The sequence below is a fragment of the Streptomyces sp. NPDC088553 genome (assembly GCF_044752965.1).
Lineage (GTDB): Bacteria > Actinomycetota > Actinomycetes > Streptomycetales > Streptomycetaceae > Streptomyces.
In genome coordinates, this window is the sequence record NZ_JBIVMG010000017.1 from 100,171 (window position 1) to 123,353 (window position 23,183).

Annotated in this window: 21 protein-coding genes; 7 read left to right on the forward strand and 14 right to left on the reverse strand. The window is 73.2% G+C overall.

All coding sequences use genetic code 11. The features are described from left to right. Positions 1–219 precede the first annotated feature (219 nt). Positions 220–399: a hypothetical protein gene (locus tag ACIP8Z_RS37120; protein WP_402091408.1), complete on the reverse strand. Its 180-nt coding sequence runs from the start codon at positions 397–399 to the stop codon at positions 220–222. Between ACIP8Z_RS37120 and ACIP8Z_RS37125 the strand changes: the two genes are divergently transcribed. Beyond that, entirely contained in the window at positions 338–1,333 is a 996-nt protein-coding gene (locus tag ACIP8Z_RS37125) for a LacI family DNA-binding transcriptional regulator (protein WP_402091397.1), read from the forward strand. The genes ACIP8Z_RS37120 and ACIP8Z_RS37125 overlap by 62 nt on opposite strands. A gap of 460 nt (positions 1,334–1,793) precedes the next feature. On the opposite strand, the gene ACIP8Z_RS37130 is transcribed toward ACIP8Z_RS37125, so the two are convergent. Next, positions 1,794–2,777, reverse strand: coding sequence for a LacI family DNA-binding transcriptional regulator (locus ACIP8Z_RS37130; RefSeq protein WP_402091399.1), 984 nt, complete (start codon positions 2,775–2,777; stop codon positions 1,794–1,796). 320 nt (positions 2,778–3,097) lie between these two features. Here ACIP8Z_RS37130 and ACIP8Z_RS37135 point away from each other — a divergent pair, with 320 nt between their 5' ends. From ACIP8Z_RS37135 to ACIP8Z_RS37150, 4 genes are all read left to right on the forward strand, one after another. Continuing rightward, a complete protein-coding gene (locus tag ACIP8Z_RS37135) occupies positions 3,098–4,024 on the forward strand; it encodes a carbohydrate ABC transporter permease (protein ID WP_402091341.1) in 927 nt (308 codons plus the stop codon). Between the two features lie 4 nt (positions 4,025–4,028). Further along, entirely contained in the window at positions 4,029–5,030 is a 1,002-nt protein-coding gene (locus tag ACIP8Z_RS37140) for a carbohydrate ABC transporter permease (RefSeq protein WP_402091343.1), read from the forward strand. 75 nt (positions 5,031–5,105) lie between these two features. Further along, positions 5,106–6,443 (forward strand): ABC transporter substrate-binding protein, encoded by a 1,338-nt coding sequence (locus ACIP8Z_RS37145; protein ID WP_402091346.1) that lies wholly within the window; start codon positions 5,106–5,108, stop codon positions 6,441–6,443. 167 nt (positions 6,444–6,610) lie between these two features. After that, entirely contained in the window at positions 6,611–7,891 is a 1,281-nt protein-coding gene (locus tag ACIP8Z_RS37150) for a radical SAM protein (protein WP_319321772.1), read from the forward strand. Positions 7,892–7,971: 80 nt separating this feature from the next. On the opposite strand, the gene ACIP8Z_RS37155 is transcribed toward ACIP8Z_RS37150, so the two are convergent. The 5 genes from ACIP8Z_RS37155 to ACIP8Z_RS37175 all read right to left on the reverse strand — a co-directional run bounded on the left by ACIP8Z_RS37155 (position 7,972) and on the right by ACIP8Z_RS37175 (position 11,129). Beyond that, the gene (locus tag ACIP8Z_RS37155) at positions 7,972–8,124 is read right to left on the reverse strand and encodes a hypothetical protein (protein ID WP_402091348.1); all 153 of its coding nucleotides are present in this window, start codon (positions 8,122–8,124) and stop codon (positions 7,972–7,974) included. Then, the gene (locus tag ACIP8Z_RS37160) at positions 8,058–9,497 is read right to left on the reverse strand and encodes an MFS transporter (RefSeq protein ID WP_402091401.1); all 1,440 of its coding nucleotides are present in this window, start codon (positions 9,495–9,497) and stop codon (positions 8,058–8,060) included. Before ACIP8Z_RS37160 ends, ACIP8Z_RS37155 begins: the two co-directional genes overlap by 67 nt. Positions 9,498–9,598: 101 nt before the next feature. Further along, a complete protein-coding gene (locus tag ACIP8Z_RS37165; RefSeq protein WP_030326370.1) occupies positions 9,599–9,964 on the reverse strand; it encodes a metalloregulator ArsR/SmtB family transcription factor in 366 nt (121 codons plus the stop codon). A 134-nt stretch (positions 9,965–10,098) separates the two neighbouring features. Next, the gene (locus tag ACIP8Z_RS37170) at positions 10,099–10,305 is read right to left on the reverse strand and encodes a cold-shock protein (protein ID WP_402091350.1); all 207 of its coding nucleotides are present in this window, start codon (positions 10,303–10,305) and stop codon (positions 10,099–10,101) included. Between the two features lie 227 nt (positions 10,306–10,532). After that, a complete protein-coding gene (locus ACIP8Z_RS37175; RefSeq protein WP_402091353.1) occupies positions 10,533–11,129 on the reverse strand; it encodes a TetR family transcriptional regulator in 597 nt (198 codons plus the stop codon). Positions 11,130–11,338: 209 nt separating this feature from the next. Here ACIP8Z_RS37175 and ACIP8Z_RS37180 point away from each other — a divergent pair, with 209 nt between their 5' ends. After that, positions 11,339–12,847: a right-handed parallel beta-helix repeat-containing protein gene (locus tag ACIP8Z_RS37180; RefSeq protein WP_402091355.1), complete on the forward strand. Its 1,509-nt coding sequence runs from the start codon at positions 11,339–11,341 to the stop codon at positions 12,845–12,847. A 209-nt stretch (positions 12,848–13,056) separates the two neighbouring features. On the opposite strand, the gene ACIP8Z_RS37185 is transcribed toward ACIP8Z_RS37180, so the two are convergent. Both ACIP8Z_RS37185 and ACIP8Z_RS37190 read right to left on the reverse strand, forming a co-directional pair. Continuing rightward, complete coding sequence (locus ACIP8Z_RS37185; RefSeq protein WP_402091357.1) at positions 13,057–14,208, reverse strand: LysR family transcriptional regulator; 1,152 nt, start codon at positions 14,206–14,208, stop codon at positions 13,057–13,059. Positions 14,209–14,221: 13 nt separating this feature from the next. After that, on the reverse strand, positions 14,222–14,770 hold the full coding sequence (locus ACIP8Z_RS37190) for a carboxymuconolactone decarboxylase family protein (RefSeq protein WP_402091359.1): 549 nt from the start codon (positions 14,768–14,770) through the stop codon (positions 14,222–14,224). A 145-nt stretch (positions 14,771–14,915) separates the two neighbouring features. On the opposite strand from ACIP8Z_RS37190, the gene ACIP8Z_RS37195 reads away from it, so the two are divergent. Then, on the forward strand, positions 14,916–15,494 hold the full coding sequence (locus tag ACIP8Z_RS37195; protein WP_402091361.1) for a TetR/AcrR family transcriptional regulator: 579 nt from the start codon (positions 14,916–14,918) through the stop codon (positions 15,492–15,494). A gap of 336 nt (positions 15,495–15,830) precedes the next feature. Here the strand turns inward: ACIP8Z_RS37195 and ACIP8Z_RS37200 are convergent, their stop codons facing one another. The 5 genes from ACIP8Z_RS37200 to ACIP8Z_RS37220 all read right to left on the reverse strand — a co-directional run bounded on the left by ACIP8Z_RS37200 (position 15,831) and on the right by ACIP8Z_RS37220 (position 23,127). After that, positions 15,831–17,540: an acyl-CoA synthetase gene (locus tag ACIP8Z_RS37200; protein ID WP_402091363.1), complete on the reverse strand. Its 1,710-nt coding sequence runs from the start codon at positions 17,538–17,540 to the stop codon at positions 15,831–15,833. Continuing rightward, positions 17,537–20,836, reverse strand: a complete 3,300-nt coding sequence (locus tag ACIP8Z_RS37205) for an FAD/NAD(P)-binding protein (RefSeq protein WP_402091364.1) — start codon at positions 20,834–20,836, stop codon at positions 17,537–17,539. The genes ACIP8Z_RS37200 and ACIP8Z_RS37205 overlap by 4 nt, the downstream gene beginning before the upstream one ends. Then, the gene (locus tag ACIP8Z_RS37210; RefSeq protein ID WP_030326396.1) at positions 20,833–21,309 is read right to left on the reverse strand and encodes a cobalamin B12-binding domain-containing protein; all 477 of its coding nucleotides are present in this window, start codon (positions 21,307–21,309) and stop codon (positions 20,833–20,835) included. The genes ACIP8Z_RS37205 and ACIP8Z_RS37210 overlap by 4 nt, the downstream gene beginning before the upstream one ends. 488 nt (positions 21,310–21,797) lie before the next feature. After that, entirely contained in the window at positions 21,798–22,223 is a 426-nt protein-coding gene (locus ACIP8Z_RS37215; protein ID WP_402091366.1) for a cupin domain-containing protein, read from the reverse strand. Next, positions 22,216–23,127 carry a sulfurtransferase gene (locus ACIP8Z_RS37220; protein WP_402091369.1) on the reverse strand — a complete coding sequence of 304 codons (912 nt, stop codon included), beginning with the start codon at positions 23,125–23,127 and terminating at the stop codon, positions 22,216–22,218. Before ACIP8Z_RS37220 ends, ACIP8Z_RS37215 begins: the two co-directional genes overlap by 8 nt. Positions 23,128–23,183: the final 56 nt, after the last annotated feature.

Here is a 23,183-nt window from a genome sequence, read left to right on the forward strand (position 1 = left end):
CACCAGGGGTGCGGGGAGCCGGCCGGGGCGGGAACGCGCGCGCCGAGGCCTGGACGACCGCCGTGTTTCGCGGAGGTGTCGCCCTTCGATGTTCGCGTAAACACGAGCGGTCCGGGGGAGAGTCTGGGAGGGGCGAATCGGACTGTCAAGGAATCGGACGACATCCACGAGGGTTTGACCGCCCCAGATGTTTGCGTCAACATGCACGCAGTACGGCAGTCACGCAGTACGGCCCCCGCGCGCGGTGGCCTCCAGTTCCCTCCGGAAGGTCCCGTGCGTGGTGACGGACAGGAAGACGAAGTCCCCGCGGTCGCGGCCGGCCCGGCAGTGGCCCTCCATGGCGGACGTCGCCACGATGGCGGGCGTCTCCTCGCAGACCGTGTCACGCGTGGCGAACAACCGTGAGAACGTCGACGCGAGCACCCGCGAGAAGGTGCTCTCCGCCATGCAGACGCTCGGCTACCGCCCCAACACGGCGGCCCGCGCCCTGGTCACGGGCAGGTTCGGCGCCCTGGGCGTGGTCAGCTTCGACGTCGGCGCGCACGGCAACGCCCGCACCCTGGCCGCGATCGCCGACGCCGCCCGCGAGGCGGACTTCTCCGTCAACTTCATGGGCGTCAGGGCCCAGACGGAGGCCGCCGTCCGGCGCGCGTTCCAGCATCTGATGCTGCAGTCCGTCGACGGCATCGTGCTCATCGAGTCGCAGATGCTCGACACCCCGTCGCTCCATCTCCCCCCGTCGATGCCGGTGGTCGTCGCCGACGGCGACACCGGCCACCGGTATCCCAACGTCGACTTCGACCAGGCCCACGGCGCGCACGGCGTCGTGAGCCACCTCCTCGGCCTCGGGCACCGGACGGTCTGGCATCTGGCGGGCCCACGCGACTCGTTCGCGGCGCGGCGGCGCTCCGAGTCCTGGGAGCGCACCCTGACCGCCGCGGGCGCGCCCGTGCCCCCGGTGCTGTACGGGGACTGGACTGCGGAGTCCGGCTACCGGGCCGGCCTCGGCATCGCCCGCCGGCGGGAGGTGACCGCCGTCTTCGCCGCCAACGACCAGATGGCGCTCGGCATGCTGCGGGCCCTGCGCGAGTCGGGGCGTGACGTGCCCGGGGACATCAGTGTGGCCGGCTTCGACGACATCGCCGAGGCCGCGTATCTCCATCCGCCGCTGACGACCGTGCACCAGGACTTCGAGGTGGTCGGGCGGCACTGCGTCGCGCTGCTGCTCGACCAGATCGAGGGCCGCACGGACGGCCCCCGCCGCAGGGCGGTGGAACCGGTCCTGGTGGTCCGGTCGAGCACGGCCCCACCACCACCGGGCACTTCGGCCTGACGCCCACGGCCCGCGCCACGACCGGGGCCTCGGCCCGGCCAACCCCCGAACCCGCCACCACCGGGGACGTCGTCGACCTGACCTCCTTCGCACCCGCCACCACCAAGCCGGCTCCCCCTCGCACCCGCCACCACCGGGGACCTCGGCCTGACACCCCTCGCACCCGCCCCACCGGGGCCTCGGCCTGGCCTCCCCCGCACCCGCCCCCACCGGGGGCCTCGACCTGGCCTCACCCGCGCCCGCCCCCACCGGGGGCCTCGGCCCGGCCTCCCCCGCACCCGCCCCCACCCGGGGCCTCGACCTGGCCTCCCCCGCACCCACCCCCACCGGGGGCCTCGACCTGGCCTCACCCGCACCCGCCCCGGGGGCCTCGACCTGGCCTCGCGCGCCCGCCACCGCCATCGGGAGCCCTCCCGTGCCCCGCACGGGCCTCGCCCCCGCCCCCGGCGGAGACCCCGGCTCACCGCCCCGGCGCCCCCGTGCTCGCCCGCTCCGTCAGGGTCGTCGGGACGAGGCGTACCCCCGTGACCGTCTCGCCGCGCAGCTCCCGCAGCACCGCGTCCACGCACAACTCGCCCACCCGCGCGAAGTCCTGGCGCACGGTGGTCAGCGGCGGGATGAAGGAGGCCGCCTCCGCGATGTCGTCGAAACCGACGACGCTCACGTCCTCGGGCACCCGTCTTCCCCGCTCGTGGAAGGCCCGGAGCACGCCGAGGGCCATCTGGTCGTTGGCCACGAACACCGCACGGCAGCCGGGCTCGTCGGCGAGCCGGAGCCCCGCCTCGTAACCGGACTCGGGTGTCCAGTCCCCGCGCAGGACGGGCGGCACCTTCCGCCCCTCCTCGCGCAGGACCGCCTCCCAGGCCTCCGCACGGCGGCCGGCCGCGAAGGACTCCTCGGGGCCCGCGACGTGCCAGACCGTGGTGTGCCCGAGGTCGAGCAGGTGTCGCACCGCCGTGCGGGCGCCCTGCCGCTGGTCGGCGTCCACGACGGGGAAGCGGCCGGTGGCGTCGGAGTCCACGACGACCACCTTGACGTGCGGGGGAAGGGTCAGCGACGCGGTGTCGAGGAGGTGGACCTCCATGATGAGCACGACGGCGTCGACGGCCAGTTCGTCGAGCCGGGTGAAGGCGCCCCTGACGTTGTCCTGGGTGGGCGCGTCGAGCGGGATGAGGGTGACCGCGTATCCCGCCCGGGAGGCCGATCCGGCGATGGCCTCCAGGGTGCGGACGTTGCCGGTGCTGGAGAGGCCCATGGTGATGACGCCGATGGCCCGGAACTCGCCGCGTTTGAGGGCGCGGGCCGCGCTGTTGGGCCGGTAGCCCAGCTCCCTCATGGCGTCGAGGACCTTCGCGCGGGTGCTCTCGACGACGGCCGCGTCACCGTTGGAGACGCGCGAGACCGTCTGCGAGGAGACCCCCGCGAGCTGGGCGACGTCCGCCATGGAGACCCGGCGCGGCCTGCCGCGCGCTCCTCGCGAACCGTCGCCGCCGGCCGTCGCCGAGCCGCCTGCCGTGTTCTTCTCCGCCACCCGAATCCCTCTCATTCACCGCTGCTCCGTGCTTGACGCCCCCCAGTGGGAGTGTCACCATCACGCTACCGATGATTACGTAAACATTTCTCGTCGGCCAGCCCACGCGGGGCCGATTCACGGCCGCCAGGCCCTCTCGCCTCGCCTGCGCCACCGCTCACGCATCGTTCATCCCGCCCCGCCCCGCTCCCCGTCTCCGGACCCGCTCGGTCACCGACGCAAGGAACCCCGCCATGACGCTCCTGTCGACGCGCGCTACGGCAGCACCACCGCCCCGCCCACGAGCTCGCTTCCGTCTCCGCAAGGAGGCCCTCGTGGGCTGGGGATTCGCCGGCCCGTTCGTCGCGGTCTTCGGCCTCGTCTTCCTCGCGCCGATCGGATACGCGCTGTACCTGAGCCTCTTCCAGGACCGGCTCATCGGCGGCACCTCCTTCGTCGGCCTCGACAACTACGGCAAGGCGCTCACCGACCCCCGCTTCTGGGAGGGGCTGACCCGGGTCGGCCTCTTCCTCCTGGTCCAGGTGCCCGTCATGCTGGGCATCGCGCTGCTCGTCGCCCTCGCGATCGACAGCGGCCGGCTCTACGGCAGGACCTTCTTCCGCGTCTCGATCTTCCTCCCCTACGCCGTGCCGGCCGTCGTCGCCAGCCTCATCTGGGGCTTCATGTACGGCACGCGGTTCGGCCTCGTCGGGAACGTCGACGACGCGTTCGGGATCTCCCTGCCGGACCCGCTCTCCCCCTCCCTGGTGCTCGCCTCCATCGGCAACATCGTGACCTGGGAGTTCGTCGGCTACAACATGCTGATCTTCTACGCCGCGCTCAAGGTCGTCCCCCGCTCGCTCTACGAGGCCGCGGCCATCGACGGCGCCGGCGAGTGGCGGGTCGTCACCTCGATCAAACTGCCCGCGATCCGCGGCGCGCTCGTCATCGCCACCATCTTCTCGATCATCGGCAGCTTCCAGCTCTTCAACGAGCCGAGCATCCTGCAGAAGCTCGCCCCCAACGCGATCACCAGCGACTTCACCCCCAACCTCTACACCTACTCGCTGTCCTTCTCGGGCCAGCAGCACAACTACGCGGCGACCGTGGCGATCGTGATGGGTGTCCTCACCGCGATCATCGCCTACGCGGTCCAGCTGCGCGGCATGCGGAAGGGCTGAGCCGATGACCACCTCCCTCACCAGCACCGCCTCCGGATCCGGTACGCCGACCGCCCCGCGTACCCCCGGATCCGGCGCGGAGGCCCGCACCCGTACGGACGCCGGAACCGGCACCAGTACCGGCACCGACAAGCGCCGGAAGCGCCCCCCGCACACCCCGCTCAACCCCCGCCCCAGCGTGCCGCTGACCCTCGTGACCGGCCTCGTCCTCGTCTACACCCTGCTGCCGCTCGCCTGGCTGGTCATCAACGCCACCAAGGACCAGAACGGACTGCTCGACTCCTTCGGACTCTGGTTCGCCGACGACAGCCACTTCTGGGACAACATCGGCCGGACCCTCTCGTACGACGACGGCGTCTTCGTCCGCTGGCTGCTCAACACCCTGCTGTACGTCGTCGCCGGCGCGGGCGGCGCCACCGTCCTCGCCGTCCTCGGCGGGTACGCCCTCGCCACGCACGACTTCCCGGGCCGCCGTGCGGTGTTCGCGGTGGTCCTCGGGGCCGTGGCTGTGCCCGGCACCGCGCTCGCCGTCCCCACCTTCCTGATGTTCAGCAACATGGGTCTCACGAACACCCCGTGGGCCGTGATCATCCCGTCCCTGATCTCGCCGTTCGGCCTCTATCTGATGTGGGTCTTCGCCGCCGAGTCCGTCCCCACCGAACTCCTGGAGGCCGCGCGCATCGACGGCTCCGGCGAGCTGCGGACCTTCTTCACGATCGCGCTGCCGCTGCTGATGCCGGGGACCGTCACGGTGCTGCTGTTCTCGATGGTCGCGACCTGGAACAACTACTTCCTGCCGCTGATCATGATCAAGGACCCCGACTGGTACCCGCTGACCCTCGGCCTCAACGCCTGGAACGCCCAGGCCCAGACGGCGGGCGGCGAGGCCGTGTTCGACCTCATCATCACCGGCTCCCTGCTGACGATCGTGCCGATCGTCGCCGTCTTCCTGCTGCTCCAGCGGTACTGGCAGTCCGGCCTGGCCGCGGGCAGCGTCAAGGAATAGCCCCTCCGCCCCCCCCTCCCCTCCGCACCCCTTCCTTCCCTCTCTCCGCCGTACCCTCGACCAGGAGCACAGCCCATGAGAACGCACATCACCCGCCGCCTCCTCGGCGCCCTCGCCGTCGTCTCCACGCTCGCGCTGACCGCCACGGCCTGCGGCTCCGACGCCTCGGACGGCGGTGGCGACAGCGGACCGAAGGACGTCGCGGCCGCGCTCGCGAAGGGCGGCAAGGTGACCGTGTGGGCGTGGGAGCCCACGCTCAAGAAGGTGGCGGAGGACTTCGAGAAGAAGTACCCCGCGGTCGACATCGAGCTGGTCAACGCGGGCACCGGCGACAAGCAGTACACCGCCCTGCAGAACGCGATGGCGGCCGGCTCCGGCGCACCCGACGTGGCGCAGGTCGAGTACTACGCGCTCGGCCAGTTCACCATCGGCAAGTCCGTCGAGGACCTGGCCTCCTACGGCGCCCAGAAGTACGGCACGACGTTCACCGCCGGCCCGTGGAACGCCGTCACCGAGGACAAGGCCGTCTACGCCCTGCCCATGGACTCGGGCCCCATGGCGTTCTTCTACAACAAGAAGGTCTTCGACAAGCACGGCATCAAGGTGCCGACGACCTGGGACGAGTACGTGGAGGCGGCCCGCGCCCTCCACAAGGCCGACCCCAAGATCTTCATCACCAACGACACCGGTGACGCCGGCGCCACCACCAGCCTCATCTGGCAGGCCGGCGGCCGTCCGTACCGGACCGACGGCACGGACGTCACGATCGACTTCGGCGACGCGGGCACCAGGAAGTACACCGCGACGTGGCAGAAGCTCCTCGACGAGAAGCTGGTCGCGCCGATCAGCTCGTGGAGCGACGCCTGGTACAAGGGCCTGGCCGACGGCTCCCTCGCCACCCTCTCCATCGGCGCCTGGATGCCGGCCAACCTGACGTCCGGGGTCGCCTCCGCCTCAGGCGACTGGCGGGTCGCACCGCTGCCTCAGTGGACGAAGGGCGACAAGACCAGCGCGGAGAACGGCGGCAGCTCGCTCGCCGTGCCGAAGGCCGCCAAGAACAAGGAACTCGCCTACGCTTTCACGGAGTTCGCGACCACGGGCGCCGGAGCCAGTGCCCGGGTCGCCGCGGGCGCCTTCCCCGCGACCCGCGCGGACCTGGAGTCGAAGGCGTTCCTCGACACCGCCTTCCCGTACTTCGGCGGCCAGCAGGCCAACCGGATCTTCGCCGAGTCCGCCCGCAACGTCGGCGAGGACTGGTCCTACCTGCCGTACCAGGTGTACGCGAACTCGATCTTCAACGACACCGTGGGCAAGGCGTACGTCTCCCCCACCACGCTCACCGACGGTCTGAAGCGGTGGCAGGAGGCCGGCGTGACGTACGGCAACGACCAGGGCTTCACGGTCAACAAGTAGCCGGCGGCGCGCAGCCCCCCTTTTCCCCCGGCCGCCGGGCGGGTCCCGGTCGACGAGACCGACGCACGCGCGCGTAGCGTGAGGTGTGTCGGCTCCGTCGTCTCTCACCTGGAGATCCGCCTGTGTCCAGCGCCGCCCCGACCCGTACCGCCGTCGTCGAATCCCTCATGGACCGCTTCCCCGGAGTCCCTCCGGAGGCCGTGTTCAAGGAGGACCTGCTGCGCGGCGGGCTCGCCTTCGACCCGTCCGCGCTGAGCGGGAACGAGGGGGGCGAGGTGAAGCCGAAGTCGTACTTCATCTTCTCCTTCGACCACCGCACGCTGCCGGAGCTCGGTGAGGCGGCCCTGAACCGCCCGCCGGAGGAGATCGTGCTCACGGGCGGGCCGTACGGGCTCCGCCGCACGGTGGTGTCGGTACGGGTCAACCCGTCGTCCCCCTACCGGGTGGCGCCGGACGCCGACGGGGCGCTCGCGCTGTTCCTCGACGGCGTCAGGATCGCCGACGTCGGTCTGCCGCCGATGCCGGAGTACTACCGGCACCCGCTGGCGAACGGCAAGTCCGTGATGGAGGTCGCGCCGACCATCCAGTGGGGCTACCTGATCTATCTGACGGTCTTCCGGGTCTGCCAGTACTTCGGCGCCAAGGAGGAGTGCCAGTACTGCGACATCAACCACAACTGGCGCCAGCACAAGGCGGCGGGCCGCCCGTACACCGGGGTGAAGCCGGTCGACGAGGTCCTGGAGGCCCTGGAGATCATCGACCGCCACGACACCGCCCGCACCTCCACCGCGTACACCCTCACGGGCGGCGCGGTCACGTCCCAGGTCGGCGGGAAGGACGAGGCCGACTTCTACGGCCAGTACGCGCGCGCGATCGAGGAGCGGTTCCCGGGCCGATGGATCGGCAAGGTGGTCGCGCAGGCGCTGCCGAAGGAGGACGTGCGGCGGTTCCACGACTACGGCATCCGGATCTACCACCCGAACTACGAGGTGTGGGACCGCCGGCTGTTCGAGCTGTACTGCCCCGGCAAGGAGCGCTACATCGGCCGGGACGAGTGGCACCGCCGGATCCTGGACTCCGCCGAGATCTTCGGGCCGCGCAACGTCATCCCGAACTTCGTCGCGGGCGTCGAGATGGCCAAGCCCTCCGGTTTCCTGACGGTGGACGAGGCGATCGCCTCGACCCGGGAGGGCCTGCGGTTCTTCATGTCGCGCGGGATCACGCCCCGGTTCACCACCTGGTGCCCGGAGCCGACGACCCCGCTGGGCCGGGAGAACCCGGACGGGGCACCGCTGGAGTACCACCTGCGGCTCCTTGAGGCGTACACGGCGACGCTGGAGGAGTACGGCCTGACGGCGCCGCCCGGGTACGGGCCGGCCGGTCCGGGGCGCGCGGTGTTCTCGGTGAGCTCGTTCATGGACGCGCTGCCGCCGGCGCCGGGCGAGTAGCCCGGCGCGGGGACGCGAAGGAGCCGGTGCCCCCTCGGGGGTACCGGCTCCTTCGCGAAGGCGGGTCGGGCTGGGCCGCGTCAGACGGTGACCTCCGCCTTCTCCGTCTCGTCGGTGATGTCGGTGGCGTCCGCGGTGCCGGTCGGCGCCGGCTTGCTGTCCCGCATCACCAGGGTGGCGAGGACGGCCGCCGCGAGGACGCCGACGGCGCCGGTGGTGATGGTGGTGGACATCGAGGAGGCGGCCTGGAGATGCGGCTGCCGCGCTGAGCGGAGGCGGGGGCGGGGGCTTCAAGGGCCGGGGCCGCCGCGGCGGGGGCCTCTGCGGCGGGGGCGGGCGCCCGCCGGCTCGTGGCCGGGTCCGCGTGCGGCCACAGCCTCGCCGCGGCCGTGGCCCCCGCGAGGGCCACGGCGGTGAGCACGGCGGCCGAAGCGGCCGGGCCGGTCGTCGCGGCGAGCAGGCCGGCGAGCGGGTAGGTGAGCAGCCAGCAGGCGTGCGAGAGGGAGAACCGGGCCGCGAAGGCGGCGGGCAGGTCGCTGCCCCGGACGGAGCCGCGCACCACCCGGCCGCCCGGGGTCAGCACGGCCGAGCCCGCGGCGCCCGTGACCAGCCAGACCACGAGCAGGGCGGGCCAGGACCAGGCTCCGGGCGTGACCGTGAGGCCGAGGGCGAGCAGCCCCAGGGCCCCGGGCAGGACGAAGCCGGCCCGCACCATGACCACGCGGTCGCCGCCCCGCTCCAGGACGCGCGGCAGCAGCAGGGCCACCGCCATGGAGCCCGAGCCGTACGCGCCGAGTGCGAGGGGTACGTCCCCGACCGGGCGGCCGAGGGTGTCGCGGACGAGGATCACGGTGTCGACGAGGACGACGGCCCCGGCGGCCGCGACGGCCAGGTCGAGGGCGAGGAGGGCCCGCAGCCGCGGGGCGGCGAGGACGAGCCGGATCCCGGAGACGGCCCTGGCGTACGCACGGGGGCAGGGGACCGCGCCACCTGCGGACTTCGGCTCCTGGCCCGGGGCGGGGTCCGGCTCCGGGTCGGGGCCGGGCAGGGTCGTCGTGCGGACCAGGAGGGCGGAGGCGACGAACCCCGCGGCGGTGCCGGCGAAGAGCCAGGCGTACGGGACCACCGTCAGCAGCGCGGCGGCGAGCATCGGGCTCGCCAGGCTCTCCAGGTCGTAGGCGAGCCGGGCGAGCGACAGGGCGCCGGTGTAGTCGCGTTCGTCGGGCAGCACCCGCGGGATCGTCGCCTGGAAGGCCGGGGTGAAGGCGGCCGAGGCGGCCTGGAGCAGCAGGATCAGGACGTACACCTGCCAGACCCGGCTGACGAACGGCAGGGCGAGCACGACCGCCGCGCGCGCCAGGTCCATGGAGACGAGCAGCGCCCGCCGGGGTACGCGGTCGGCGAGGGCGCCGACGAGCGGGGCGAGGGCGACGTAGGCGGCCATCTTGATCGCGAGGGCGGTGCCGAGGACGGCGGCGGCGTTCGCGCCCGCCAGGTCGTACGCGAGAAGGCTCAGGGCCACGGTCGCCAGGCCGGTGCCGGTGAGGGCGACGACCTGCGCGCCGAACAGACGGCGGTAGGTGGGGTTGCGCAGCACGGACAGCATGAGGACGCCCCGGTCGGCCACGGCGGACTGTGGACGTCACCAACGTAGCCGACATGTGCACACTTGCGCACATGTTGATGCCAGGGAGTCGCGGTGAGCCCTCAGTCGTGCCAGGGCTCGCCGCTCACCTCGTGATCGGCGCGACTGATCGCCTCGACCACGAGCCGCTTCAGGTGCCCGTCCGGCATGGCGTACACGACCCGGCGTCCGTCCTTGCGGGACTGGACGAGCCCGGCGAGGCGCAGCTTGGCCAGGTGCTGGCTGACGGCGGGGCGCGCGGCCCCGCAGGCCTCCGTCAGGGCGGTCACATCGGCCTCGCCGCGGGTGAGCAGCCAGACCAGGTGCAGCCGGGTGGGGTCGGAGAGCAGGCCGAACACCTCCGCCGCCGCCGAGAGTTCGAGCGCCCCCGGCGTCCGCTCGTGCGGCCGGGACGCGGCCGCGGCCGCGGGATCTACGCGCTCAGACATGGGCCCATCGTAGGCAGGCGGACGGGCGGCCCTCAGCCGCACGCGAGGGTCACCGGCGCACACCCCCGCCCGGGGCCCGGCCCGGCCCTCCCACCCGGGGCGCCGCCGGTGGCGAACCCGCACCGGCCCGCCCGTCAGACGCGCAGCTCCTTCGCCTCGAAGCGGCCGTCGCCGAGGACCAGGACGAAGGAGACCTGCTGCCCCTCGGAGAGCACGCGGGCCTCGCCCTCGATGTCCTCGGCGCTGAAGTAGACCTGTTCCTCGGAGCCCACGGGAACGACGAACCCGTACCCACCGGCACGGTTGAAGGACTGCACGAACCCTTTGCTTCTGCCTTCCACGGCGGCCTCCTCGTCGTCGTCACCGGGGGCGCGGCGGAGGGGCGAGAACCCCGGTCGACCGCATCCGTGCCTCAGGGGACTTTTACCCCACGCGGCCGTCCTTCGCCCGTCGGCCGGCGATGGGCGCAGGTGGTGCAGACCACTCCCACGGGTCTAGTAGAATTTTCAACTGAGGCCCGGTGCCGGAGATCCCCCGTGTCCGACACCGGGCCTCTTCGTACCTTCCGTCAGGCCCTGCCGCCCGGGTACGCGATCCTCGCCGTGATCGCGGCGATGCGCCGTGCCGACTCCTCCGGGGACGCCACCGGCTGGACGATGTGGCTGACGGTGAGCCGCACGATCGTCTCGACCGCGAGTCCGCGGGACTCCTCGTCCACATCGGGCCAGGCCTCGACCGCGTACGCGTCGAGCATCGTCATCGCCGTACCGAAGACCGGTTCCGGTCGGGTCGTGAGGTAGGCGAGGAGGTCGTCCTCGCCGCCGCGGTCCGCGAGCAGGACGCCCTTGACGAGGGGGTTGTCCACGGCCTGCTGGAGCGTGTAGCCGACCCCGGCGGCGGCCGCGGCCTCCAACTCACCCCGGTGCGAGTCGAGTTCGCCCTGGATGCCGAGCAGGAAGCCCTCCAGCTCGCGCTGGACCAGGGCCTGGCCGATGGCCTCTTTCGAGCCGAACTCGTTGTAGAGGGTCTGGCGGCTGATGCCGGCGGCGCGCGCGATGGAGGTCATGCGCAGCCCGCCCCAGCCGTCGGCGGCGACGAGGCGATAGGCGGCGTCGAGCACCTGCTCGCGCAGCAGGGATCGAACGCTCTCGCGAAAACGTGTCATCGTGCCCCCACTGTAGCCATCGGGCATGACGGGGAGCCGTCCCCCGGGCCTCGCCTCCTCGTCCCGTACGGGACGACCACTCCACCCCGCGAGTCGACCAATCAACCGCATCCTGATCGATATTCGATCATTCGACACTTCTGCATTGACTCGCTCATCGGCCCCACCTAGCTTCTGGCGGCACCAGCCCTCGAGAAAGGTGTCGCGTCATGACCATGGAGGCATTCCCGGGGCGGCGTGCGACGGTCGGCGGGCTCGTCGCCGTCGCACTCGCCCTCGCCGGCAGCGTCGCCCTCCCCACCCCGTCCGCCTCGGCCACCGGGAGCACCACCTACGTGGACTGCTCGCGTCCGGCCGCCGGCGACGGCAGCCAGGCCTCGCCGCTGAACAGCATCGCCCAGGCAAACGGGAGGACGTACGCGGCCGGGGACACCCTCGCCTTCGCGTCCGGCACCACCTGCACCGGGTCCCTCGCCCCCAAGGGCTCCGGCACCGCCACCGCCCCCATCACGCTGACGCGTTACGGCACCGGCGCACGTCCCGTCATCGACGGCGGCGGCGCTCCGGACGCCGTCTCCCTGACCGATCAGGACCACTGGCGGATCAGCGGCCTGAAGCTGACCAACCCCGCCGCCTCCCTCGCCCGCCGTACCGGACTGCGGATCTCCGCGACCGACGGACAGGCGCACCGCGGCTTCGACATCGGCGATCTCGTCGTCGACCGTGTCGCCGGCCAGACGAGCAAGAACAGCCCGACCACCGAGGACTTCGTCCAGTCCGCCGGCATCGTCACGGGGGCGAGCGGCACGAACTCGACCCTCCACGACGTCCACGTCCACCACAACCAGATCACCAACACCGGCGGGGGCGGCCTCAAGATCCGCGTCGGCGCTATGGCGGTCAAGGGCTCCGGGGTCCTGATCGAGTACAACGTCATCAAGGACGTCGGCGGCGACGGCATCATCGCGAGCTACGCCGACGCGCCCATGATCCAGTACAACAACGCCTCCGGCGTCGGCAACGGCGTCTACCCCTTCTCCGGCGGCAACTTCGCCGGCATCTGGGTGCTCGGCGACCACAACCCGACCATCCAGAAGAACGCCGTGTACGGGATCACGCGGATGTCCGTGGCCGACAGCCAGGCCTTCGACTGCGACTGGGGCAACACGGGCACCTGTCTGATCCAGTACAACCTCAGCCGCGACAACATCGGCGGCTTCTTCCTCGACTGCGACGGCTGCGGGACGATCGGCGGCGCCCAGCAGGTCATCCGCTACAACATCTCCGAGAACGACTGCCGGATGAGCAGCGTCAGCGCGGGCCGGTCCGCGCTGCGCATGTACAACAACGTCCTCTACTGCACGGACAAGAAGTTCAGCATCACCCTCCCCGACGAGAGCGTCGTCGAGAACAACATCTGGGTGGGCACCACCGACTCCCGGCTGCCGACGGCCGCGGGGATCTCCTGGCTCTGGAACGTCTTCCAGGGCGTGCCGAGGCCGACCGCCAACGGCATCGCGGGCGACCCGCACTTCGTGAACCCGGGCACGGGCGGCGACTCGCTCGACTCCGCCGACGGGTACAAGCTCCGCGCCACGTCGCCGGCGCTGAACAACGGCTCCGTGATCAGCGGCAGCGGGGGCCGCGACTACTGGGGGAACCCGGTGTCCGCGACCACCAAGCCGCACCGCGGCGCCTACAACGGCCCCGGGCTGTAGCCGCTCGCACCCCCGGCGAACCGGTGTCGGACGCCGGGGGTGCTCGCCGCCGTCGCCTCTGTGGAGGGGCGCCGCCGGCCGCGAAGGAGGTGCCACGGCGCTCCGTCGCTCCCGTTGGGACCCGGTCGGGGGTGGGGCCGGGGGGAGACGGCGGTGCGCCGTGGCACCGGTCTGTGGGTGGAGGGGTGACGAGTCTCCGGGGTGGGGCGTTACGAGGCGATGCTCGGGTCCGGGTCGAGGGCCGGGGCCGCGTCGCCGAGCACGTCGACCGGGCTCGCGGGGCCGGGCTCGCCGGGGTGGACCGCGCAGGAGAGGGCGGTGGCCTGACGGAGGGTCTCCGTCAGGTTCTGCCAGTCGAGGGCGGGCCGGGTGTCGGAGCGGCCGAGGACGAGGGAGGCGTTCCAGCGCATCCGGGGCACCCCGGGGAGCGGGCGCAGTCCCCCGGCCTCCTGGTGGGAGGCGGCGAGGGCCATGGGGAGCATGGCGCAGCCGAGGCCGGACTGGGTGGCGGCGCGGACGCCGGCCATGGAGCCGAGTTCGTGTATCTCGGGCGGGCTGTCGCAGCGCAGTCGGAGGAATTCGGGGAGCCAGCGCTGGGAGGGACAGTCGGGGTCGGCGATGACGACCTGCCGGCCGAGGTTGCCGCGTCGGTGGCCGACGCTGGTGACGGGGATGAACTCGACTTCCTGGAGACGAACTTCGGTCAGTTCGTCGGAGCGCTCGGTGTGCAGCTGGTCGGCGAGCTGGACGGCCGGGTCCTCGGCGTCGACGACGGTGAGGACGAGGGCGCCGTCGATCGCACCGGCCCGGAAGGCGTCGTGGACCTCGGCGGTTCCCATGACGCGCAGGGCGAGTTGGACGCCGGAGAGGAGCCGTCGCCCGATGTGGGTGACCCGGGCGAGCTGCTGTCCGTACGCGAGGGCGGGGACGATGCCGACGGTCAGCCGCGGCGGGTTGGCCGCGGGCCGGCGCAGGGCGGTCTCCATCTCACCGACGAGGGTGAGGATCTGGCGGGCGTAGTCGCACAGAACGGTGCCGGCGTGGGTCAGCCGGACGCCGTTGGGGAGCCGTTCGAAGACGGGCTCGCCGACCTGCCGCTCCAGGGCACGCATCTGTGCCGTGACGCTGGACTGCGAGTACCCGAGGCGTCGCGCCGCCTGGGTGAACGACCCGGTCAAGGTCACCTCGCGGAAGGTCCGAAGGGTTCTTGCGTCGATGTCCACGTGAAATTCCCCCCTGCCGCGCAGGCGGCAGTTCCTCGCATCAGGTGGTTGGTCGTCCACCCGCTTCGATCGCCCCAGTCGGTTGTCACACAAGCCGCAGGGGTGCCGGACGCCCCTTCGCGCCCGGCACCCCTGCACGGCCGCGAAGACTCTACTCGGCGAGCCGGGCCGGGACCAACGGAAAGTCCAAGTCCGGCTGCGCAACGTGATTGAAGAAGTTCGACAGCACGTTGAGCGCGACGTGGCCGACGATCTCGGCGATCTCGGCGTCGGTGACACCGGCGGCGCGGGCGTCGGCGAGGGACGCGTCGGTGACGCGGCCGCCGGTGGCCATGACGGCGCCGGCGAAGCGGAGCACCTGGTCCATGTGCGGGTCGCCGGCGTCGATTCCGTGACGGGTGTCGAGCAGCTGCTGCTCGCTCAGGCCGACCTTGCCGCCGCGAAGGGTGTGCGCGGAGACGCAGTAGGTGCAGTCGTTGTGCTGCGCGATGAAGAGCGCGAGCTGCTCGCGCTGCCGGGCACTGAAGCTGCCGCCGACGAGGGCCTCGCGCATGGCGAGGTAACCGCGGAGCGCGGCGGGGCCGTTGGCGAGGGCGGCGTACAGGTTGGGCAGCTTGCCGAGCTGCTTGAGGGTGCCTTCGAGCAGCTCGCGCTGCTCCTCGTCGGCGGTCTCTACGGTCAGTTGGGGCAGGCGGGGCATGGAGCTCTCCTTGAGCCGGACCAAGACGGAACTGATCGGTACCATCGAGACGGTACCGATCGGTTCCATTTGGCGCAACGGGAGGCCGCCACTCCCCTTTTTGCTTGCGGGATCACCTATACGGCACCGAGTGGTACCGTCTGGTATGGCCACGAACGCGAAAGAACGGCTCCTCAGCGCGGCGGAGCGTCTGTTCTACGAAGAGGGGATCCGGGCCGTCGGCATCGAGCGGATCCTGTCCGAGTCCGGAGTGGGCCGCGCCTCCTTCTACCGCCATTTCCCCAGCAAGGACGACGTCGTCGTCGAGGTCCTGCGGCGCCGGGACGGCATGTGGCGCGCCTGGCTGGACGGCCGGATCGCGGTGAGCGAGCGCTCCCCCGAGGAGCTGCCGCTGGCGCTCTTCGACGGCCTGGCGGAACGCTTCGCCGCGGCCTCGTTCCGCGGCTGCGCCTTCATCAACACGATGGTCGAGACGGCCGATCCGGACAGCCCGGCCCACCATGTGGCGGCCGAGCACAAGGAGAAGGTCATCGCGGTCCTGGACCGCCTGCTCACCGAGGGCGGCTACCGCGACCACGGGGCCCTGGCCCGCCAGCTGGCCCTCCTCGGCGACGGAGCGATCGTGACGGCCCTCCGCGAGGGAACGCCGGAGGCGGCGGTACGGGCCAGGGGCGTCGCGGAGATCCTCCTCCGGACGGCGGAGAGGGAGACGGCGGGGGTGTAGGGGCGGGTGGGGCGCCGGGGCTCGCCTGGCGCCGGGTCGGGGGCGGGGGCGGGCGTCCGAGCCCCGCCCGGCCTGCCGGTCGTGCGGCGCCGGGGTCCGGCTCTGCCGCTCGTGCGGATGCCGGGGACCTCGCCCCGCCAGCCGGGGGATGCCGGAGCCCGACCCCGCCGACCGGGGGGATGCCGGAGCCCGACCCTGCCACTCGGGCAGACGCCGCGGGCCCGGCCCTGCCGACCGGGCGCAGGTGGGGTCGGGGCGGGCGGTGGGGGTCGGGGCGGGCGGTGGGGGTCGGGGCGGGCGGTGGGGGTCGGGGCGGGCGGTGGGGGTCGTTCGCCGTCAGCCCGTGACGGGCGCCCCCGGGCGCAGTTCGTTCCGTCGCACCTTGCCCGAGCGGGTGCGCGGGAGGTGGGGGATCACCTCGACCCCGCGCGGCACGAAGACCGGCGCGAGCCGCTCGGCGGCGAGCGCGAGGAGTTCCGCGCCGATGCGCCCGTGCGCATCGGTGATCAGCTCCCGCCGCCCCGGCCGGAGTTCCACGACCGCGTACGGGGCGAGCCCGCCCTCCGGGTCCTCGCACGGCACCACCGCCGCGTCGGCCACCTCAGGGTGGGTGCGGAGCACCGCCTCGATCTCCATCGGGGAGACCCGGTGGCCGTGGGACTTGAAGACCTCGTCCATCCGTCCCAGCAGCCGGATCGAGCCGTCCGCACACCGCTCACCCCGGTCCCCCGTCCGGTACAGACCGTCGGCGAACGCCTCCGCCGTGCGCTCGGGCAGCCCCGCGTACCCGCGCATCAGGCCGGGCGGACGCTCCGTCAGATCGACGCAGACCTCGCCGCATTCGCCCCGCTCCCCCGTCTCGGGGTCGCGCAGCACGATCCGGTAACCGGGGAGCGGGTGCCCGAGCGGGGCGAGTGGTTCCGGCCCGCCGGGGGCGCGGCCGATGAGGGCGGTGGCCTCGGTCTGGCCGTAGCCGTCGCGGACCCGTACGCCCCAGGCCGTCTCGATCCTTCGCACCGTCTCGGCGGTCAGGGGCTCTCCGGCCGCCGTCGCCTCGCGCAGCCGGGGTGCCGCCGCGCCGCCGCTCACGTACGGGAGCAGCGACCGCCACGCGCTGGGCGGCGCGCAGAAGCTGGTGACGCGGTGGGCGGCGAGGACGCCCGGCAGCACGGCCGGCGGGAGGCCGCCGTCCGGGGGTGCGAGCACGGTCGCCTCCGCCGCCCAAGGGACGAAGAAGCTCGACCACGAGTGCTTGGCCCAGCCGGGCGCGGAGAGGTTGAGGTGCCGGTCGCCGGGGCGCAGGCCGCTCCAGTACAGGCTGGAGAGGTGCCCGACGCCGTATCCCGCGTGGCTGTGCTCGACGAGTTTGGGCAGCGAGGTCGTCCCGGAGGTGAAGTAGCAGAAGGACGGGTCGGCGGCGCGGGTCGGCCCGGACGGGTCGAAGCGGGTCCGCCCGGGTCGGCGGGTGTCGGGGTACGGGACCCAGCCCGCCCGGTCCCCACCGCCGACGGCCATCCGGACCCCCGGCACCGCTCCCGCTCCACTCAACTCGTCGAGCAGCGGCACGAGTTCGGGTGCGCTCACCACATGCCGGATGCCGCCCCGGCCGATCCGGTCGGCCGCCTCGGCCGCCGTCAGGTCCTGGTAGCCGGGGACGACGACCGCGCCGAGCTTGATGCACCCGAGCAGGGTCTCCCACAGCTCGACGCGGGTGCCGAGCAGGATCAGGACGCGGTCGCCCCGTACGACCCCGCGCTCGCGCAGCGCCGTCGCCAACGCGTCGGAACGGTTGGAGAGTTCGGCGAACGACACCCGGTCGACGACGGGGACGCCGCCGTCCGGACCCGGGTGGCCGAGGATTTCGAGGGCCGGCCGGCCGTTGCCCTCGGCGATGACGTCGAACCAGTCGAGGGCCCAGTTGAAGTGCTCGGCGCGCGGCCACCGGAAGGCGGCACAGGCCGCCTCCCGGTCGCCGCGCAGCCGCAGCAGCAGGTCCCGCGCGGCCCGGTACTCCTCGTGGGCGGGTGTTGCGGCGGCACCGTTCACCGCACGCCCCCGAGCAGCGCGCGGCCGGCGGCCGGGCGGTTCACCCGCGCGGGTCCCGGGTCCGCCGCACCCTTCACCAGCGCCTCCGCGATCGCGTCCGCGTCCCGCGTGAACGAGCCCCACGGGCCCGGCCGGCCGCTGCCCACCTGTGTGAACCAGCGGGTGAACTCGGTCGGAATGCCCAGGACATGGGTGCCGGTGTCCACCGAGCCGTCAGCCCGCACCGGGTGGAACGGGGAGTCGGTGCAGTCCAGGCCGCCGGTGGCGAACTCCCCGGCCCCGTCGACCGCGTTGGTGAAGGTACGGATCTCCCCGTCCGCCATCAGGCACCGGATCAGCGGGTCCCGGTCGGCGGTCAGGTCGGTGCCCGGCACCCGGGCGTCCACGACCACGTCCAGCGGCACCCAGGAATTCTCCACCTGCGCCGACTCCACCACGAACCGTCCCTCGACGGGATCCGCTCCGAACCGGGCGCCGGGGCCCACCGGTTCGAGGACCCCGGCCGCGAGCAGCGCGAGGAACTGTTCCGAGCGCAGCTGCGGCGGCCCGGTGGAGACCATCGCCGCGACCGGGCCGAACTCGGCGAGGAACCAGCGATGCGAGGCCGGGGTGAGTCCGCCGAAGTCGACGACGGTACGGATCGTCTGCCGGACGTCCCGGAGGACGTCGGCGGCCGCCTTCAGGGGCCCGTCGGCATTGCCCTGGCGCGCCTCGAAGAGGTCGGCGCGCAGCCACTCGGTGAGCACCTTGTGGTACTCGGCCGGGGAGCCGAAGCGCCGGCCGCCGAACGGCCGGGCAAGCGCGTCGAGTCCGGCGATCGGCCGGGCGTCGACGCGGTACCCGGCGGCGAGCCGTTCCAGGACCCTGGGGTCGGGCCGGGGTTCGGGCCGGGCGGCGAGGGCCTGCACACCGCGCTCGGTGAACTCGTCGGCGGCTTCGGGGCCGTGGACCTGACGGATCCGGGTGGCGAGGAGGACGAGGTTGACCTCGGCCAGCAGCCACGGCAGGACCGACTCCTCGAAGTCGAGGGGCGCCTTCTCCGCCCGCAGCGCGGCCATCCGCTCGGCGGTGAACAGCCGTGCCCGATAACGGTGTTCGGGTCCCTTCTGGTTGGCGCCCCGGGTGAGCAGGGGCACTCCCCCGCGTGAACCCGCGAGGATCCGGGGCTCCTTGCCGCTGGGCAGGTAGAGCAGACCCTCGCCGCCCTCGGTGAAGGTGCCGCCGCGCCCCAGGGTGAGCTCGGTGAGGATGTCGTAGAAGGTGAGCCCCATGCCGAGGATGCCGACGCTCGCGCCCGCCGGGATCTCGGCGAGCGGCATCTCGCTCGCCGAGCCGCCGACGATGTGGCGGACGGGCCGGGCGGGTGTGCTGTGCTCGCGGGCGAACCGTGTCCAGGCGCGCTGGTCCGCGTCGAGCTCGTTGACGGGATGGCCGGTGGCGAGGACCACCCGGTCGACGGTGAGGACGTCACCGCGGTCGAGTCTCAGCCGGTGGGTGGTTCCGTCCGGTGCGCCGTCCCCGCGGCCCCGGTCGGCGCAGATCACCCGGGCGGGGACGCGGTGGACGGTGAGGGAGGGCGGCAGGGTCTCCTCGATCCGCCGCATGACATGGGTGAGGTAGCGGCCGTAGACGGCGCGGGGCGCGTAGCCCTCGGGCTCGGCTCCCGCCGGGTCGTCGTCGGCCCACCACTCGCCGAGGGACGGTCCGGCGCCGGGCCGGTGCGGCCCGTCGTCGGCCGGCCCGGAGAACATGGTGACCTCCTGCGCCGGGGTGTTCATCAGGAACCACGGCGACTGGTCCGTCCGCCAGATCCGCCCGGCCCCCGCCTCGTAGGGATCCACGGCGAAGACCTCGATCGGCCGGGCGGGAGGCGTCTCGGCGCAGCGGGCCGCCAGCCGCTCCAGTACGGAGAGGCCGCGCGGGCCCATGCCGACGAACGCGATCCGCAGCGGCTCAGCGGACGGCGCCGGGGTGCCCCGCGGCGCCGGCTCCGGCGGCGGGTTCGTGGCCGCGGCCAGGTCGTGCTCACGGGCGACCCGGCCGAGCATGCCGGAGAGCTGGCGTGAGGTCATCGGAACGGTCCTCCTGCTGGTGGTGAGCAGCGGCAGCGCGCCCAGATCCGTCCACTGCAGGCGCCCGTCCGGTGCGACGGTGGACCGGACGGCGCCCCGGTTGTCGGGGTGCAGGCAGAACGGCACGTCGAGCAGGCCGCGGTCGAAGGCCTTGAGCAGGGCGACGCCGAGGTCGTCGGAGAGCCCGAGGACGGCGGTGACCAGGGCCCGCGCCTCGACGAGCGTCTCCTCGGCGTCGGCCTCGGCGGCGGGCCCGGGGCCCTGGTGCGTGCCGCGCCGGGGCGCGGAGCGGGCGGCGTCGGCGGCGATCCGCAGGGCGGTCAGGTTCTCCTCGACGGTCGGGATGCGGTGCGCCTCGGTCTCGGTCTTCACGATCAGGCGCTGGGCCCCGCCCCGTACGGCCAGTTCGGCGCTGCGGCGCAGCAGCAGCCGGGCGCCGGGCACGGTCCTCGGGTAGACCCCCATGTACGTGTAGAGCACGATGTGGCGGTCGACGGACGGCGGCAGGAACTCGTCGGTCAGCAGCCGCAGCGCGGTGAGCGCGCCGGCGTCCTGCGCGGGATGGGTCTGCTGGGCGTAGCTGAGGGAGACGCTGGTGGCGCCGTTGGCCGCGAAGAAGAGGCACTCCAGGAGCGAGACGGCGACGAGCAGCGACGGCGGGCAGAGCTGTCCGAGGAGGCAGCCGCCGAAGGATTCGAGATGGGCCCGGCGGCCGTGCGCGCGGCTCTCCTCGGTGAGGAACTGGACGGAGTCGCGCCAGGCGGCGACGGATTCGGCGAGCGGGGTACGGCCGTAGGGCAGGCAGTACGAGACGGGGCCGCCCTCGGAGGCGGAGAGCCCGGCGGCGGCCATGGTGCGGAAGATGGCCAGCGGGTCGGCGGAGCCGTGCCGGACCTGGACGGGGGTGGCGTGTCCGGCCGCGGCGGCGACCCGCGCGGTGGTCTTCGGGCCATGGCTGACCAGCGGGAACCCGTTGAGGGGCCGGCCGGCGCGTAGGGCGGCGGTGGCGGCGGCGTGGTCGCCGACGCGGGTGTAGCTGTCGATGGTGAGGGTGGCGACGGTCCTTTCGGGCAGGGCGGCGACGGCGGCGACTCCGCCGGCCATCACCTCGGGCGCGACCATCCCCATCCGGGGCTGGACGACCAGTTCACCGGCCGCGGCCGACTCCTGGACGAAGGCGCCGAGATCGCCCGGGGCGGTCGGGGGCGGGGCGGAGGTCGTCAAGCCGCGGCCCGCCCGGTACACGCCCCGCCGAGATCGGCCAGCCGGCGCAGCAGGGCGGTGGGCGGGGTGCCGTCCGCGTACACCTCGTCGTATCCGGCGTCGAGGAGTTCGGCGGTGCGGGTGGCGGCGCCCTCCGGGGAGATGCCGAGCAGTCCGCCGATGACCATGGGGAGGGTGCGGGTCTTGCGGTCGGCGCGCAGGGCGCGGGCGGCGCGCAGCCCGTCCTGGTGGCCGTGGCCGTTGACGGAGGACAGCACGACGAGGTCGGGGCTGGTCATCCGGGCGGTGTCGACGAGCAGTTGCTCGGGGACGCAGGGGCCCAGGTTGAGCACGGAGTGCCCGTGCTCCTCCAGGAAGAGCTGGAGGTGGACGAGGTTCCAGGTGTGGGCGTCGGAGGATCCGGTGGTGAGCAGGACCCGGCGGGAGGGCTCGGGACTGCTGCGCAGGGGCTGGGGCCGTGCGGACGGGGTCATGGCGTCTCTCTCCGGAAGGGCTGCGGGCGGACGGGCGGGTGTACGGGAGTGGTGCGGACGGGCGGGTGTACGGGGGTGGTGCGGGCGGGCGGGCGTACAGGGGTGGTGCGGGCGCGACGCGGACGGCGCGGATGACCTGGGACTCTGACTGCGCGGGCGGCGCGGCTCCGCTGGGCTCGGCTGGCCGCGCTCGCCGCCTCCATGGGCGATCCGCGTACGGCGGCGCAGGCGGCTCGGCTGGGCTCGGCCGGGCGCGTCTCGGCCGGCGGCCGCCTGGGCTCGCGGCCGACTCGGCTCGCGGCCGACTCGGCTCGGGGCGCGGAGCCGTCGCCTGCCGCGCGCGGCAGGACGTGTGTCCGGGGCCGTTCCGACACGAGCGGGACGTCGTACGGACGCGCGGCCGCCGGGTCCCTCGTGGGGACCCGGTGGCCCCGTGACCGCGCGGGGGCCGGGGGTTCGCGCGCGCCCGGGGAGGACCCGGGGGTGGCTCAGGCGCCGGGGACCCCGGCGCCGACGCCCGTGGTGATCTCTCCGGCCCCGGGTGTGCGGGCGGCCGCCGGGCGGGCGCGGACGGCGAGGACGGTGCAGCCGTCGGCGCTGGACATCTGGTGCCGGGTACCGGGCTCCTCGACGACGAGGTCGCCCCGGTGGAAGCGGCGCCCGTCGCTGTGGTCGAGGGTGCCGTCGAGGACGAGCATCAGCTCGTGGCCGAGGTGCTCGTGGAAGTCGCCGTGCGCGCCGGGCGGGAAGCGCAGCAGCAGCGAGGCGGAGTCCTCGTCCTCGTCCGGGTCGGGGCCCCAGAGGACGACGAACTCGACGCCGACGCGGCCGGGTTCGGTCCACGGCACCCAGGGCAGGTCGGTCTGGTCGAAGCCGTTGCGGAGCACGTCGCGGTAGACGGTCACGTCAGGCATGGGCGCGGACCTCCGAGGTGGCGTCGCGCTGGGCGACGATGGACGGGATGCCGTCGGGACCCCACGGCTCGGGCCCGTTGACGATGGGGGCGCCGATGAGCGAGCCGAACTCGCGCCAGGCGCCGTCGTAGTTGCGGATGTCGGGAAGGCCGAGGAGCTCGCTCAGCACGAACCAGCTGTGCGCGGAGCGCCAGCCGACCCGGCAGTAGACGACGGTCGGGACGTCGGTGCGGACCCCGGCGTAGGCGGCGGCCAGTTCCGCGTCGTCGCGGAAGGTGCCGTCGGGGCGGACGGCGGTGTGCCAGGGGAGGTGCTCGGCGGAGAGGGCGTGGCCGCAGCGCACCCCGAGGTCCTCGGGCACACCGGGCGGGGTGTTGCTCTGCCCGAGGTACTCCTCCAGGGAGCGGACGTCGAGGAGCTGGTGGCGTCCGATGTGGTCGAGCATGTCCTCGCGGCGGGCCCGGATCGTCTCGTCGACGGCCGGTACGGGGTAGGTGACCGGCTCGCGCTCCGGTACGTCCCGGGTGAGGGGGGCGCCGAGCGCCTCCCAGCGGAGCCGGCCACCGTCGAGGATCCGCAGCTCCCGGTGGCCGTACAGGGCGAACTGCCAGTATCCGGCGGCGGCCCACCAGTTGTTGTTGCCGCTGAGGAGGACGACGGTGTGGTCGGCGGAGATGCCGTGCCGGCCGAGGAGGCCGGCGAAGGCCTCGGGGCCGATGACGTCCCGGCGCACCGGGTCCTGGAGGTCGCCGGTCCAGTCCAGCCGGACCGAGCCGGGGATCCGGCCCAGTTCGCTGCCGCCGTCGGTGATCTCGACGAGGACCGTGTTCTCGTCCCCGGCCGCGGGGTGGCGCAGCTGTTCCATGATCTGCTCACAGCTGACGAGCAGTCTGTCTCGGTTCACGGGCGCTCCGTTGAGGGTGAGTTCGCGGAAGTACAAGCGGGCAGGGTGGCGTTACG

Bases quoted from the DNA above. Each gene is read 5' to 3' on its own strand.
- ACIP8Z_RS37125 (WP_402091397.1), top strand. From the start codon at position 338: ATGGCGGACGTCGCCACGATGGCGGGCGTCTCCTCGCAGACCGTGTCA.
- ACIP8Z_RS37130 (WP_402091399.1), bottom strand. From the start codon at position 2,777: ATGGCGGACGTCGCCCAGCTCGCGGGGGTCTCCTCGCAGACGGTCTCG.
- ACIP8Z_RS37135 (WP_402091341.1), top strand. From the start codon at position 3,098: ATGACGCTCCTGTCGACGCGCGCTACGGCAGCACCACCGCCCCGCCCA.
- ACIP8Z_RS37140 (WP_402091343.1), top strand. From the start codon at position 4,029: ATGACCACCTCCCTCACCAGCACCGCCTCCGGATCCGGTACGCCGACC.
- ACIP8Z_RS37145 (WP_402091346.1), top strand. From the start codon at position 5,106: ATGAGAACGCACATCACCCGCCGCCTCCTCGGCGCCCTCGCCGTCGTC.
- ACIP8Z_RS37150 (WP_319321772.1), top strand. From the start codon at position 6,611: ATGGACCGCTTCCCCGGAGTCCCTCCGGAGGCCGTGTTCAAGGAGGAC.
- ACIP8Z_RS37155 (WP_402091348.1), bottom strand. From the start codon at position 8,124: ATGTCCACCACCATCACCACCGGCGCCGTCGGCGTCCTCGCGGCGGCC.
- ACIP8Z_RS37160 (WP_402091401.1), bottom strand. From the start codon at position 9,497: ATGCTGTCCGTGCTGCGCAACCCCACCTACCGCCGTCTGTTCGGCGCG.
- ACIP8Z_RS37165 (WP_030326370.1), bottom strand. From the start codon at position 9,964: ATGTCTGAGCGCGTAGATCCCGCGGCCGCGGCCGCGTCCCGGCCGCAC.
- ACIP8Z_RS37175 (WP_402091353.1), bottom strand. From the start codon at position 11,129: ATGACACGTTTTCGCGAGAGCGTTCGATCCCTGCTGCGCGAGCAGGTG.
- ACIP8Z_RS37180 (WP_402091355.1), top strand. From the start codon at position 11,339: ATGACCATGGAGGCATTCCCGGGGCGGCGTGCGACGGTCGGCGGGCTC.
- ACIP8Z_RS37190 (WP_402091359.1), bottom strand. From the start codon at position 14,770: ATGCCCCGCCTGCCCCAACTGACCGTAGAGACCGCCGACGAGGAGCAG.
- ACIP8Z_RS37195 (WP_402091361.1), top strand. From the start codon at position 14,916: ATGGCCACGAACGCGAAAGAACGGCTCCTCAGCGCGGCGGAGCGTCTG.
- ACIP8Z_RS37210 (WP_030326396.1), bottom strand. From the start codon at position 21,309: ATGACCCCGTCCGCACGGCCCCAGCCCCTGCGCAGCAGTCCCGAGCCC.
- ACIP8Z_RS37215 (WP_402091366.1), bottom strand. From the start codon at position 22,223: ATGCCTGACGTGACCGTCTACCGCGACGTGCTCCGCAACGGCTTCGAC.